Source organism: Phycicoccus endophyticus (assembly GCF_011326735.1).
Classification (GTDB): Bacteria; Actinomycetota; Actinomycetes; order Actinomycetales; family Dermatophilaceae; genus Phycicoccus; species Phycicoccus endophyticus.
The window spans coordinates 121,860-135,139 of the sequence record NZ_JAANCN010000004.1 but is presented as its reverse complement, the minus strand read 5'-3'; the positions used below and the strand labels follow the sequence as shown (position 1 = coordinate 135,139).

11 protein-coding genes are annotated in these 13,280 nt (G+C 73.6%); all 11 read left to right on the top strand.

Annotation, left to right across the window (positions count from 1 at the left end):
* Nucleotides 1-98 precede the first annotated feature (98 nt).
* The 11 genes from G8D98_RS06550 (at nucleotide 99) to G8D98_RS06500 (ending at nucleotide 13,229) form a co-directional block, all read left to right on the top strand.
* A complete protein-coding gene (locus G8D98_RS06550) occupies nucleotides 99-578 on the top strand; it encodes a mycothiol transferase (RefSeq protein WP_166100707.1) in 480 nt (159 codons plus the stop codon).
* A gap of 163 nt (nucleotides 579-741) precedes the next feature.
* Nucleotides 742-3,015 carry an NAD-dependent DNA ligase LigA gene (ligA, locus tag G8D98_RS06545; RefSeq protein ID WP_187566485.1) on the top strand — a complete coding sequence of 758 codons (2,274 nt, stop codon included), beginning with the start codon at nucleotides 742-744 and terminating at the stop codon, nucleotides 3,013-3,015.
* 92 nt (nucleotides 3,016-3,107) lie between these two features.
* Nucleotides 3,108-3,404: an Asp-tRNA(Asn)/Glu-tRNA(Gln) amidotransferase subunit GatC gene (gatC, locus tag G8D98_RS06540; protein WP_166100705.1), complete on the top strand. Its 297-nt coding sequence runs from the start codon at nucleotides 3,108-3,110 to the stop codon at nucleotides 3,402-3,404.
* Between the two features lie 55 nt (nucleotides 3,405-3,459).
* On the top strand, nucleotides 3,460-4,977 hold the full coding sequence (gatA, locus tag G8D98_RS06535; protein WP_166100702.1) for an Asp-tRNA(Asn)/Glu-tRNA(Gln) amidotransferase subunit GatA: 1,518 nt from the start codon (nucleotides 3,460-3,462) through the stop codon (nucleotides 4,975-4,977).
* The gene (gene gatB / locus G8D98_RS06530) at nucleotides 4,974-6,503 is read left to right on the top strand and encodes an Asp-tRNA(Asn)/Glu-tRNA(Gln) amidotransferase subunit GatB (protein ID WP_166100700.1); all 1,530 of its coding nucleotides are present in this window, start codon (nucleotides 4,974-4,976) and stop codon (nucleotides 6,501-6,503) included. The genes gatA and gatB overlap by 4 nt, the downstream gene beginning before the upstream one ends.
* Before the next feature lie 88 nt (nucleotides 6,504-6,591).
* Nucleotides 6,592-7,122 carry a SixA phosphatase family protein gene (locus G8D98_RS06525; protein ID WP_166100698.1) on the top strand — a complete coding sequence of 177 codons (531 nt, stop codon included), beginning with the start codon at nucleotides 6,592-6,594 and terminating at the stop codon, nucleotides 7,120-7,122.
* A gap of 96 nt (nucleotides 7,123-7,218) precedes the next feature.
* A complete protein-coding gene (ilvD, locus tag G8D98_RS06520; protein WP_229661922.1) occupies nucleotides 7,219-8,919 on the top strand; it encodes a dihydroxy-acid dehydratase in 1,701 nt (566 codons plus the stop codon).
* 259 nt (nucleotides 8,920-9,178) lie between these two features.
* Entirely contained in the window at nucleotides 9,179-11,059 is a 1,881-nt protein-coding gene (locus G8D98_RS06515) for an acetolactate synthase large subunit (RefSeq protein WP_187566483.1), read from the top strand.
* A gap of 8 nt (nucleotides 11,060-11,067) precedes the next feature.
* Entirely contained in the window at nucleotides 11,068-11,580 is a 513-nt protein-coding gene (ilvN, locus tag G8D98_RS06510) for an acetolactate synthase small subunit (RefSeq protein ID WP_166100689.1), read from the top strand.
* A gap of 60 nt (nucleotides 11,581-11,640) precedes the next feature.
* A complete protein-coding gene (gene ilvC, locus G8D98_RS06505; RefSeq protein WP_166100686.1) occupies nucleotides 11,641-12,672 on the top strand; it encodes a ketol-acid reductoisomerase in 1,032 nt (343 codons plus the stop codon).
* Nucleotides 12,673-12,728: 56 nt separating this feature from the next.
* Entirely contained in the window at nucleotides 12,729-13,229 is a 501-nt protein-coding gene (locus G8D98_RS06500) for a DedA family protein (protein ID WP_166100683.1), read from the top strand.
* The last annotated feature ends 51 nt before the right edge of the window (nucleotides 13,230-13,280 follow it).

Genomic DNA, 13,280 nt, shown 5'->3' with positions numbered 1-13,280 from the left:
GCGGGCGCCAGAGGCGTGGCCGACACACCCTGACTCGACCCCCGGCCGGGCTCCTGGGTCACCTCGTCCGGTGGCCGGGCGACGGCTAGCCTCGCGGGATGGTCGAGGGTGAGGTGTTCCTCCGGTTCTGCGACGACGCGCTCGAGCAATTCGCGGCGCTCTGCCGTGAGCTCGGCGATGACCTGGTCAACACGCGCGTCGAGGGGGTCCAGGGCAGCAACAGCGCCTTCGTCCTCGTGGCCCACGTGTGCGGTGTCATGGGGTTCTGGGGACGCACGACGAACCGCGGCCTCCCCGTGCCCCGCGACCGTGACGCCGAGTTCGTCGCCGAGGGGAGTGTCGAGGAGGCGCTGGACCTGATCGAGGACGCGCGCCGGCGCCTGCACGACGACGTCGTCGCCGCGGTCGTCTCCGCGCCTCCGGTGGAGCCCGTGCGCGACGACGTCACGGTGCGGTACGCCACCCAGGGCGAGGTCCTCCTCCACGTGTACGAGGAGCTCGCCCAGCACCTCGGGCAGCTCGAGGTGACCCGCGACGTCCTCCTGCGCGACCACCGCGCGAGCGACCCGGGCCGTTAGCGTCGCCCGCGGGCTGGGCCCGGTGTCCCTGGCCCGTGCCTGCTTCGGGGGCGTGGCCGTCGTCGCGGACCGGGTCGAGGACCGCCCGGCCGGGCCCGCGCCCGCGTCCTACCCGCCGCAGCCGTGAGGCGGCGCCGTCGGTGGTCTGCGGCAGGATGAGCGGGTGAGCGAGACCTCGACCGACCCCGCCGAGCAGGAGCCCGCCGACGCCGTCCCGGACGACGTGCGTCACGAGTGGGGGGTGCTGGCCGAGGAAGCGCGCGGGCACCAGTTCGCCTACCACGTCCGGGACGCGCCGACGGTCAGCGACGGCGAGTACGACGCGCTGATGAGGCGGCTCACCGCGCTCGAGGAGGCCCATCCGGGGCTGCGCACCCCCGACAGCCCGACCCAGCAGGTCGGTGGGGCGGTCTTCGCCACCGACTTCACGGCGGTCGACCACCTCGAGCGCATGCTCAGCCTCGACAACGCCTTCTCCGCGGACGAGCTCGCGGCCTGGGCGGCGCGGGTCGAGCGCGACGCCGGTGGGGCCGAGCTGCACTACCTGTGCGAGCTGAAGATCGACGGGCTGGCCGTCAACCTGCTCTACGAGGACGGTCGGCTCACCCGGGCCCTGACCCGTGGCGACGGCCGCACCGGCGAGGACGTCACCCTCAACGTCCGGACCGTCGAGGGCATCCCCACCGAGCTGCACGGCGAGGACCTGCCCGAGCTCGTCGAGATCCGGGGTGAGGTCTTCTTCCCGATCGAGGCCTTCGCCGACCTCAACGCCCGGCAGGTCGCGCAGGGCCGGCCGCCGTACGCCAACCCCCGCAACGCGGCCGCGGGCTCGCTGCGGCAGAAGGACCCCCGGGTCACCGCGACCCGCCCGCTGCGGATGCTCGTCCACGGCATCGGGGCCCGCAGGGGCCTCGAGATCACCCGGCAGTCCCAGGCCTACGAGCTGCTGCACGGCTGGGGTCTGCCCACGAGCAGCCACTACCGGGTGCTCGACACGATCGAGCAGGTCCAGGAGTTCGTCGACCGGTACGCCGAGCAGCGGCACAGCGTCGAGCACGAGATCGACGGCGTCGTGGTCAAGGTCGACGAGATCGGGGTGCAGCGCCAGCTGGGGGCCACGAGCCGCGCGCCACGCTGGGCGATGGCGTACAAGTACCCGCCCGAGGAGGTCAACACCCGGCTCCTCGACATCCTCGTCGGCGTCGGGCGCACCGGGCGGGCCACGCCCTACGCGGTCCTGGAGAAGGTGCTCGTCGCCGGCAGCCAGGTGCGCCAGGCCACGCTGCACAACCAGGACGTCGTGCGGGCCAAGGGGGTGCTCATCGGCGACACGGTGGTGCTGCGCAAGGCCGGCGACGTCATCCCCGAGATCCTCGGCCCGGTCGTGGCCCTGCGCGACGGCAGCGAGCGCGAGTTCGTCATGCCCACCGACTGCCCCGAGTGCGGCACCCCCCTGCGGCCGATGAAGGAGGGCGACGTCGACCTGCGTTGCCCGAACGCCCGGTCCTGCCCGGCCCAGGTGCGCGGGCGGGTCGAGTACATCGGCTCCCGGGCGGCGCTCGACGTCGAGGCCCTCGGCGAGGTCACCGCGGCCGCGCTCACCCAGCCACGGTCGCCCGCCGAGCCGCCGCTGGTCACCGAGGCGGGGCTGTTCGACCTCGACCTCGCCCGGCTGGTCCCCATCGAGGTCGTCGTCCGCGACGCCGAGACCGGTGAGCCCAAGGTCGACGACGACACCGGCGAACCGGTCGTGCGCCGCCCCTTCCAGAAGCTGGGCGAGGCGACCTACCCGCCGGGCACCGAGGACCTGACACCCGCCGAACGCCGGGCCCGGGGCATCCGCAAGGACCACCGCGAGGTGCTGCCGTCGGCACAGGCCGAGACCCTGCTGCGCGAGCTCGAGGCGGCCAAGGGCAAGGACCTCTGGCGCCAGCTGGTGTCCCTGAACATCCGGCACGTCGGGCCGGTGGCGGCCCGCGCGCTCGCGGGGTGGTTCGGCTCGCTCGAGGCCATCGAGAGCGCGTCGCTCGAGGAGCTGGCCGAGGTCGACGGCGTCGGGCCGGTCATCGCCGAGGCGGTGGTCGACTGGCTCGCGCTCGACTGGCACCAGGAGATCGTCCGGGCCTGGCGCGCGGCCGGGGTCACCTTCGCGACGCCGGGCCACCCCGGCCCGGGGCGCGCCGACGGCGGCGGGGGAGTCCTGTCCGGGAGGACCGTGGTCGTCACCGGGTCCCTCGAGGGCTACTCGCGCGACTCGGCCAAGGAGGCCGTCCTCGCGCGCGGCGGCAAGGCGTCCGGCTCGGTGTCGAAGAAGACCGATTACGTCGTCGTCGGCGCGAACGCCGGCACGAAGGAGGCCAAGGCCCGCGAGCTCGGGCTGACGATCCTCGACGAGGCGCAGTTCGTCCGCCTGCTCGAGACCGGGTCCCCCGACTGACCCGGTCTTCCTGGTGTGGCCCGTGGGCGGCACGGCCCGGTCTCGCGGCGGCCGGCGACCGGGTCGCAGGTGGCACCCATAGACTGGCCGTCATGGCCGACCTGACCCGCGACGACGTCGCCCACCTCGCCGGGCTCGCCCGGATCGACCTGTCCGACGCCGAGCTGGACCGGATGGTCGGCGAGCTCGGGGTCATCCTCGAGGCAGTGGCCACGGTGCAGCAGGCCCCGATCACCGACGTCGAGCCGATGAGCCACCCGATGCCGATCGTCAACGTCACCCGCCCGGACGTCGTCCGCGACTGCCTGACGCCGCAGGAGGCGCTGGCCGGCGCCCCCGAGTCCGAGCAGCAGCGCTTCAGCGTGCCCCGCATCCTGGACGAAGAGTGACCGCCGGCCACCACCCCCACGCTCGCCCCCGCACCTCCGCCCGCAAGGACCGACCGTGACCACCGACCTGACCCGCGCCACCGCCGCCGAGCTCGCCGACCTGCTCGGTGCCGGCTCCGTCTCCTCCCGCGAGGTGACCCGGGCGCTCCTGGACCGCACCGCCGCCGTCGACGGCGCCGTCCACTCCTACCTCCACGTCGACGAGGCCGGCGCGCTCGCCGCCGCCGACGCCGCCGACCGCGCCCGGGCCGCGGGGGAGCCCCTGCACGCGCTCGCCGGTGTGCCCGTCGCGGTCAAGGACGTCATGGCCACCCGCGGGCTGCCGACGACGTGCGGCAGCCGCATCCTCCAGGGGTGGGTGCCCCCGTACGACGCCACGCTCGTGCGCCGGCTGCGGGAGGCCCACCTGCCACTCCTCGGCAAGACGAACATGGACGAGTTCGCGATGGGCTCCTCGACCGAGCACAGCGCCTACGGCCCGAGCCGCAACCCCTGGGACCTCGAGCGCATCCCCGGCGGCTCCGGTGGCGGCTCCTCCTCCGCGGTCGCCTCCTTCCAGGCGCCCCTGGCCATCGGCACCGACACCGGTGGCTCGATCCGCCAGCCGGCCGCCGTCACCGGGACCGTCGGCGCCAAGCCGACCTACGGCGGCGTCTCCCGCTACGGCCTGGTGGCTCTGGCCTCCTCGCTCGACCAGGCCGGCCCGTGCAGCCGCACCGTCCTGGACTCCGCCCTCCTGCACGAGGTGATCGGCGGGCACGACCCGCTGGACTCCACCTCGGTCGACGCGCCGGTGCCCCCGGTGGTCGAGGCTGCCCGCCGGGCCGACGTCGCCGGCCTGCGGATCGGCATCGTGCGCGAGCTGACCGGCGAGGGCTTCCAGCCCGGGGTGCAGGCGCGCTTCGACGAGGCCGTGCAGCACCTCGTCGACGCCGGGGCCGAGGTCGTCGAGGTGTCGTGCCCGAGCTTCACCTACGCCCTGGCCGCCTACTACCTCATCCTGCCGAGCGAGGCCAGCAGCAACCTCGCCCGGTTCGACGCCATGCGCTACGGGCTGCGGGTCACCCCCGAGGGGGTCGCGGCGCCGAGCGCCGAGCAGGTGATGGCGGCCACCCGCGACGCCGGCTTCGGTGACGAGGTCAAGCGCCGGATCATCCTCGGGACTTACGCGCTCTCCAGCGGCTACTACGACGCCTACTACGGGTCGGCGCAGAAGGTCCGGCGGCTCATCGCCGACGACTTCGACCGGGCCTTCGAGGCCGCGGACGTCCTCGTCAGCCCGACCGCACCGACGACCGCCTTCCGGCTCGGCGACAAGCTCGAGGACCCGATGGCGATGTACCTCAACGACATCGCCACCATCCCCGCCAACCTGGCGGGCATCCCGGGGCTGTCGGTGCCGAGCGGCCTCGCCGACGAGGACGGCCTGCCGGCCGGCTTCCAGGTGCTCGCCCCGGCGATGGCCGACGACCGGCTCTACGCCGTCGGGGCCGCCCTCGAGGCGCGGCTCACGGCCGCCTGGGGCGGCCCCCTCCTGGACCGCGCACCCGACCTGAGCGAGGTGACCCGATGACGACGACGACCGGCGCGGAGGCGACCCTGCCCTACGACGAGGCGGTCGCCGCCTTCGACCCGGCCCTCGGCCTCGAGGTGCACGTCGAGCTCGGCACCGCGACGAAGATGTTCTGCGGCTGCCCGACCGAGTTCGGCGCCGAGCCGAACACGCAGGTCTGTCCGGTGTGCCTCGGGCTGCCCGGTGCGCTGCCCGTCGTCAACGAGACGGCGGTCGAGTCGGCCATCCGGATCGGGTTGGCGCTCAACTGTTCCATCGCGGAGTGGTGCCGGTTCGCGCGGAAGAACTACTTCTACCCGGACATGCCCAAGAACTTCCAGACCTCGCAGTACGACGAGCCCATCGCCTTCGACGGCTACCTCGACGTCCAGCTCGAGGACGGCAGCACCTACCGGGTCGAGATCGAGCGCGCGCACATGGAGGAGGACACCGGCAAGTCGCTGCACGTGGGCGGCAGCACGGGCCGCATCCACGGCGCCACCCACAGCCTCGTCGACTACAACCGCGCCGGCATCCCCCTCGTCGAGATCGTCACCCGGCCGATCGTCGGCGCGGGGGAGCGAGCGCCCGAGGTGGCGCGCGCGTACGTCGCGACGCTGCGTGACCTGCTCAAGGCCATGGGCGTCTCCGACGTCAAGATGGAGCAGGGCTCGATGCGCTGCGACGTCAACCTCTCGCTCGCGCCGAAGGGCTCGGCGCGGCTCGGCACGCGCACCGAGACCAAGAACGTCAACTCGCTGCGCTCGGTCGAGCGGGCGGTGCGCTACGAGGTCGGCCGCCACGCGGCGGTCCTCACCGGCGGCGGCTCGGTCACCCAGGAGACCCGGCACTGGCACGAGGACACCGGCATCACCACCTCCGGCCGGCTGAAGTCCGACGCCGAGGACTACCGCTACTTCCCCGAGCCCGACCTCGTCCCCGTCGCGCCGTCGCGCGAGACGGTCGAGGCGCTGCGGGCCACCCTGCCGGAGCCGCCGGCCGCGCGACGCCGACGGCTCCAGGACGCGTGGGGCTACAGCGACCTCGAGATGCGCGACGTCCTCAACGCCGGGCTCGTCGAGCTCGTCGAGGAGACGGTCGCTGCGGGTGCCACCCCCGCGGCCGCCAGGAAGTGGTGGTCGGGTGAGGTCGCCCGCCGGGCCAACGGGGAGGGCACCGACGTCGTCACCTACGCGCAGCGGCTCGGGGTCACGCCGGAGCACGTCGTCGAGCTCGAGCGGCTCGTCGACGGCGGCCGGCTCAACGACTCCATGGCCCGGCAGGTGTGGGAGGGGGTCCTCGACGGTGAGGGCGGCCCGACCCAGGTGGCCGACGCCCGCGGCCTCGAGCTGGTCCAGGACACCGGTGCCCTCGAGGCGGCGGTGGAGAAGGTCATCGCGGCCAACCCCGACGTCGCCGAGAAGATCCGTGGCGGCAAGGTGCAGGCGGTCGGCGCGCTCATCGGCCAGGTGATGAAGGAGATGCGCGGGCAGGCCGACGCCGCGGCCGCGCGCCGGCTCATCCTCGACCGGCTCGCCCCGGGCTGACCCGCGTCGACGACGACGGCCGGCGCGGGACGGTCTCCTGCGTCACGACCGGGGTGACCCCCTCGCCGGGGCGGGGCATGATCGGGGTATGACCCGAGCCGCCCGAGACCGCGTCCTCGTCCTCATGCGCCACGCGAAGACCGAGGAGTCCAACCCGGGCGGCGACCACGAACGGGAGCTGACCGCGCGGGGCCGGCGGGACGCCACCGCGGCCGGACACTGGCTCCTCGAGCACGGCATCGGTATCGACGAGGTCCTGTGCTCCACCGCCGAGCGGACCCGTCAGACCTGCGAGGCCGTGTGGGAGTCCGGCTGCCCGGAGGCCGAGGTCCACCACGACCGGCGGATCTACAACGGCAGCCCCGAGGCGGTGCTGGCCGCCCTCTGGGAGACCGACGAGGACGCGGACGTCGTCATGGTCGTCGGGCACGCCCCCGGCGTGCCGGCGCTCGCCGAGCTGCTCGCCGACGGCGACGGCAGCGTCGAGGGGCACCGGGCGCTGGCCGAGGGGTTCCCGACGTGCGGGCTCGCCGTCCTGCACTACGCGGGCCGCTGGGCCGACATCGGCGCCGGCGACGCCACCCTCGAGCGCTTCCACGTCGCCCGCGCCGACCACTGACGCCCGGGGCCCGCCGGCCCGGGGTGGACCCGCGGCCGGCCTTCCGGGGGGCGGACCGCCCGACGCCGCCGCGGACGCGAACCTAGGATGAGCGCCATGACGACGTCTCCCGACATCAAGCCCCGCAGCCGCGACGTCACCGACGGTCTCGAGAAGGCCGCCGCCCGGGGGATGCTGCGCGCGGTCGGCCTCGGGGACGAGGACTTCGCCAAGCCGCAGGTCGGGGTCGCGAGCTCGTGGAACGAGATCACCCCGTGCAACCTCTCCCTGGACCGGCTCGCTCAGGCGGTCAAGGACGGCGTCCACGCGGGCGGCGGGTACCCGCTGGAGTTCGGCACGATCTCGGTCTCGGACGGCATCTCCATGGGGCACGAGGGGATGCACTTCTCGCTCGTGAGCCGGGAGATCATCGCCGACTCGGTCGAGACCGTCATGAACGCCGAGCGGCTCGACGGCTCGGTGCTGCTCGCCGGCTGCGACAAGTCGCTTCCGGGGATGCTCATGGCCGCCGCCCGCCTCGACCTCGCGTCGGTCTTCCTCTACGCCGGGTCCATCCTCCCGGGCATCGCCAAGCTGTCCGACGGCACCGAGAAGACGGTGACGATCATCGACGCGTTCGAGGCCGTCGGGGCCTGCGCGCGCGGGCTCATCCCGCGTGCGGACGTCGACGCCATCGAGCGGGCCATCTGCCCGGGGGAGGGCGCCTGCGGCGGGATGTACACCGCCAACACGATGGCCTCAGTCGCCGAGGCCATCGGGATGTCGCTGCCGGGCTCGGCCGCGCCGCCGGCCACCGACCGCCGCCGCGACGGTTTCGCACGGCGCTCCGGTGAGGCCGTCGTCGAGCTCCTCCGGCGCGGCATCACCGCGCGCGACATCATGACCAAGGAGGCGTTCGAGAACGCCATTGCCGTCGTCATGGCCTTCGGCGGGTCGACGAACGCCGTCCTGCACCTGCTCGCCATCGCCCACGAGGCCGAGGTCGAGCTCACCCTCGAGGACTTCCGCAGGGTCGGCGACCGCGTCCCGCACCTGGCCGACGTCAAGCCCTTCGGGCAGTTCGTCATGACCGACGTCGACCGCGTCGGCGGCGTCCCGGTCGTCATGCGGGCGCTGCTCGACGCCGGGCTCCTGCACGGCGACTGCCTCACCGTCACCGGCCGCACGATGGCCGAGAACCTCGCCGACATCGCGCCCCCGGACGTCGACGGGAAGGTCGTGCGCGCGATGCGCGAGCCGATCCACCGCACCGGGGGCATCACGATCCTCACCGGCTCGCTCGCCCCCGAGGGCGCGGTCGTGAAGTCGGCCGGCTTCGACTCGGAGGTCTTCGAGGGCACCGCCCGGGTCTTCGACGGCGAGCGGGGTGCCATGGACGCCGTCGAGGACGGCTCGCTGACCGCCGGCGACGTCGTCGTCATCCGCTACGAGGGGCCCAAGGGTGGGCCGGGTATGCGCGAGATGCTCGCCGTGACCGGCGCGATCAAGGGCGCCGGGCTCGGCAAGGACGTCCTGCTGCTCACCGACGGCCGCTTCTCCGGCGGGACGACCGGGCTGTGCGTCGGGCACGTCGCCCCCGAGGCCGTCGACGAGGGCCCGATCGCCTTCGTCCGCGACGGCGACCGCATCCGGCTCGACGTCGCGCACGGCACCCTCGACCTCCTCGTCGAGGAGGAGGAGATGGCCGCGCGCCGGGCGCAGGGGGTGCGTCACCCGGAGCCGCGCTACGCCCGTGGCGTGCTGGCCAAGTACCGCAAGCTCGTCCGCAGCGCGAGCACCGGCGCCGTCTGCGACTGACCGGCGCCGGGCCGGCGATGGGGTGGCACCGCAGTGGCCGACGTCACGGTTCCGGATGGTGGGACCGCCCGTCTCGCGGGTTGACACCCCCCGGGCGTGGGGAGACAGTTGTCCCGTGGCCCGAGTCCTCGTACTTCGACAGCGCGCCTGACCCACCCGCGACCAGGCGCGCTCCCTCCGACGTCCCTCACCGGGGCTGGAGGGTTTTTTTGTGCGCGGACCCCGGCCGGCCCAACGAGCAGAAAGCGGTGACCCCATCGTGAGCGAGACCCGAGCGGCGACGCCGACCGCCCTCCACCCGGCCCCGAGCCCGGCCCAGGTGGCCCAGCAGGCGCGGGCCAAGGCGCCGGTCGAGGTGACCGGTGCCCAGAGCCTCGTCCTCTCCCTCGAGGCGATGGAGGTCGACACCGTCTTCGGCATCCCCGGGGGCGCGATCCTGCCCGCCTACGACCCGCTGCTCGACTCGGTCTCCGTCCGTCACATCCTCGTCCGGCACGAGCAGGGCGCCGGGCACGCCGCCGAGGGCTACGCCGCCGCGACCGGCCGGGTCGGCGTGTGCATGGCCACCTCGGGCCCGGGCGCCACCAACCTGGTCACCCCGCTGGCCGACGCGCACATGGACTCCGTGCCGATCGTCGCCATCACCGGCCAGGTCGCCTCGTCCTCGATCGGGACCGACGCCTTCCAGGAGGCCGACATCCGCGGCATCACGATGCCGATCACCAAGCACAACTACCTGGTGACCGACCCCGCCGACATCCCCCGGGTCATCGCCGAGGCCTTCCACATCGCCTCCACCGGACGGCCGGGCCCGGTCCTCGTCGACATCTCCAAGGACGCCCTGCAGGCCCGCACGACGTTCTCCTGGCCCCCGAAGATCGCCCTGCCCGGCTACCACCCGGTGACCCGGCCGCACGGCAAGCAGATCCGCGAGGCGGCCCGGCTCGTCGCCGCCGCCCGCCGGCCCGTCCTCTACGTCGGCGGCGGCGTCGTGCGCGCGCGGGCCAGCGAGGAGCTGCGACGGTTCGTCGAGCTGACCCAGATCCCGGTCGTCACGACCCTCATGGCCCGCGGCGCCCTGCCCGACAGCCACCCCCTGCACCTGGGCATGCCCGGGATGCACGGATCGGTTGCCGCGGTCACCGCCCTGCAGCGCTCCGACCTGGTCATCGCCCTCGGCGCCCGCTTCGACGACCGGGTCACCGGCCAGCTGTCGACCTTCGCGACCCAGGCCAAGGTCATCCACGCCGACATCGACCCGGCCGAGATCGGCAAGAACCGGATCGCCCAGGTGCCCATCGTCGGCGACTGCAAGGCGGTCATCGCCGACCTCGCCGAGGCCGTCGAGGCCGACATGGACGCCTCCGGAGGCGGGGACTACTCCGCGTGGCGGGCCCGGGTGACCGGGTGGAAGGAGACCTTCCCCGTCGGGTACGCCCCGCCCGAGGACGGCTCCCTCGCACCGCAGTACGTCATCGAGCGGCTCGGGGAGATCGCCGGCCCGGAGGCCGTGTACGTCGCCGGCGTCGGGCAGCACCAGATGTGGGCGGCCCAGTTCGTCCGGTACGAGCGGCCCAACGCGTGGCTCAACTCCGGCGGCCTCGGCACGATGGGGTACGCCGTGCCGGCCGCGATGGGCGCCCAAGCCGGCGAGCCGGACCGCACCGTGTGGGCCGTCGACGGCGACGGCTGCTTCCAGATGACCAACCAGGAGCTGGCGACCTGCGTCATCAACAACATCCCGATCAAGGTCGCGGTCATCAACAACAGCAGCCTCGGCATGGTCCGGCAGTGGCAGACCCTCTTCTACAACGAGCGCTACTCCAACACCGACCTGCACACGTCCGTCGGCTCGCGGGTGCCGGACTTCGTCAAGCTCGCCGAGGCCTACGGGTGCGTCGGGCTGCGCTGCGAGCGACCCGAGGACGTCGACGCGACGATCCGGGCGGCGATGGAGGTCACCGACCGGCCGGTCGTGGTCGACTTCGTCGTCGAGCGCGACGCCATGGTCTGGCCGATGGTCGCTGCCGGGGTGAGCAACGACCTGATCCAGGTCGCGCGCGACACCGCCCCGCGGTGGGACCGCGAGGACTCCGAGGCGATACCCCAGCCGACCGACGCCAACCACGACCGAGGGTGAGGACCACGATGAGCAAGCACACCCTGTCCGTCCTCGTCGAGAACAAGCCGGGCGTCCTGGCCCGCATCGCGGCGCTGTTCTCCCGGCGCGGGTTCAACATCGACAGCCTCGCGGTCGGGGAGACCGAGCACGCCGAGGTCTCCCGGATGACCGTGGTCGTCGACGTCGAGGACCTGCCCCTGGAGCAGGTGACCAAGCAGCTGAACAAGCTCGTCGAGGTGCTCAAGGTCGTCGAGCTCGAGCCCGGCTCGGCCGTCGCGCGCCAGGTCATGCTCATCAAGGTCCGGGCCGACGCTGCCACCCGCAGCCAGGTCCTCGAGTTCGTCCAGGTCTTCCGCGCCAACGTCGTCGACGTCGCGACCGAGTCGCTGACCATCGAGGCCACCGGGACCTCGGAGAAGCTCGCCGCCCTGCTCGAGGTCCTCGAGCCGTTCGGCGTGCGCGAGCTCGTCCAGTCCGGCGTCGTCGCGGTCGGCCGTGGCCCCCGCTCGATCACCGACCGGGCGCTGCGCAGCGCCTGAGCACCACCACCTAGAGTCCGTCCCAGCACCATCCCCGACCCGAAGGAGAGGCCTGTTCCGATGGCCGAGATGTTCTACGACGACGACGCCGACCTGTCCGTGGTCCAGGGCCGCAAGGTCGCGGTCATCGGCTACGGCAGCCAGGGTCACGCCCACGCCCTCAACCTGCGCGACTCGGGCGTCGACGTGCGCGTCGGGCTCGCCGAGGGCAGCAAGAGCCGCCCGAAGGCGGAGGCGGAGGGGTTGACCGTCACGACCGTCGCCGACGCCGTCGCCGCCGCCGACCTCGTCGTCATCCTCACCCCGGACCAGGTCCAGCGCGGCCTCTACGCGGCCGAGATCGAGCCGAACCTGCGCGAGGGCGCGGCGCTGCTGTTCGGGCACGGCTTCAACATCCGGTTCGGGTACATCAAGCCCCCCGCCGGGTCCGACGTGCTCATGGTCGCCCCGAAGGGCCCGGGCCACATCGTCCGCCGCGAGTTCGTCGACGGGCGGGGCGTGCCCGTCCTGCTCGCCGTCGAGCAGGACGCCTCCGGCGCCGCGTGGGACCTCGCGAAGTCCTACGCCAAGGCGATCGGTGGCCTGCGCGCCGGCGGCATCCGCACGACCTTCACCGAGGAGACCGAGACCGACCTCTTCGGCGAGCAGGCCGTCCTCTGCGGAGGCGCCTCCCAGCTGGTCATGTACGGCTTCGAGACCCTCGTCGAGGCCGGCTACCAGCCCGAGGTGGCCTACTTCGAGTGCCTCCACGAGCTCAAGCTCATCGTCGACCTGATGATCGAGGGTGGGATCGCCAAGCAGCGCTGGTCGGTCTCGGACACCGCCGAGTACGGCGACTACGTCTCCGGACCGCGGGTCATCGACCCGCACGTCAAGGACAACATGAAGGCCGTCCTCGAGGACATCCGCAACGGCTCCTTCGCCCAGCGGTTCATCGACGACCAGGACGCCGGCGCCCCCGAGTTCCGGCGGCTGCGCGAGCAGGGTGCTGCCCACCCCATCGAGCGGACCGGGCGCGAGCTGCGCCGGCTCATGGCGTGGATCGACACCGACCAGGACAGCGACTACACCGAGGGGTCCGCGGCCCGCTGACCCCACCGCCCCACCGGGTGGGGGCACGGGTGCCCGGTCACTCCTAGGCTGGGCGGGTGGAGGACCTCGTCGACGGCTGGCCGTTCTGGGTCGTCCTGCTCGCGTTCTGGCTGGGCGCGCTCGCGCGCGGCACCGCCACGTACTGGCTCGGTCGCGGCGTGCGCGCCGGAGGGGCCCGTACCCGCTGGGCGCGTCACCTCGAGCGCCCGGGCGTGGCCCGTGCCGAGCGTTTCGTGCGCCGGGTGGGCCCGCCGGCGGTGACCCTGGGCTTCCTCACGGTGGGCCTGCAGACGGCGATCAACGCCTCCTCGGGGGCGTTGCGGATGCCCCTGCGACGGTTCGCGCCCGCCGTGGCCGCCGGTGCGCTGCTCTGGGCGCTCCTCTACACGACCGTGGGGCTCGCGGTCGTCGACGCCGCCCTCGGGCGGCTGCCGTGGTGGTGGCTGCTGCTCGCCGCCGCGCTCCTCTCGGCCGCGGTGCTCGTGGGGCGCCGGGTGCGCCGCCGCGTCGAGGCCGAGGGCGCCGGCGGGCCGGGTCGGCCCCCACGGGAGAGGTGAGGGCCGGCCCGGGCGCCCACATGGCGGGCGCCGCCGGGCCCCCGGCGTGCG

Bases quoted from the DNA above. Each gene is read 5' to 3' on its own strand.
- G8D98_RS06550 (WP_166100707.1), top strand. From the start codon at position 99: ATGGTCGAGGGTGAGGTGTTCCTCCGGTTCTGCGACGACGCGCTCGAG.
- gatC (WP_166100705.1), top strand. From the start codon at position 3,108: ATGGCCGACCTGACCCGCGACGACGTCGCCCACCTCGCCGGGCTCGCC.
- gatB (WP_166100700.1), top strand. From the start codon at position 4,974: ATGACGACGACGACCGGCGCGGAGGCGACCCTGCCCTACGACGAGGCG.
- G8D98_RS06525 (WP_166100698.1), top strand. From the start codon at position 6,592: ATGACCCGAGCCGCCCGAGACCGCGTCCTCGTCCTCATGCGCCACGCG.
- ilvD (WP_229661922.1), top strand. From the start codon at position 7,219: ATGACGACGTCTCCCGACATCAAGCCCCGCAGCCGCGACGTCACCGAC.
- ilvN (WP_166100689.1), top strand. From the start codon at position 11,068: ATGAGCAAGCACACCCTGTCCGTCCTCGTCGAGAACAAGCCGGGCGTC.
- ilvC (WP_166100686.1), top strand. From the start codon at position 11,641: ATGGCCGAGATGTTCTACGACGACGACGCCGACCTGTCCGTGGTCCAG.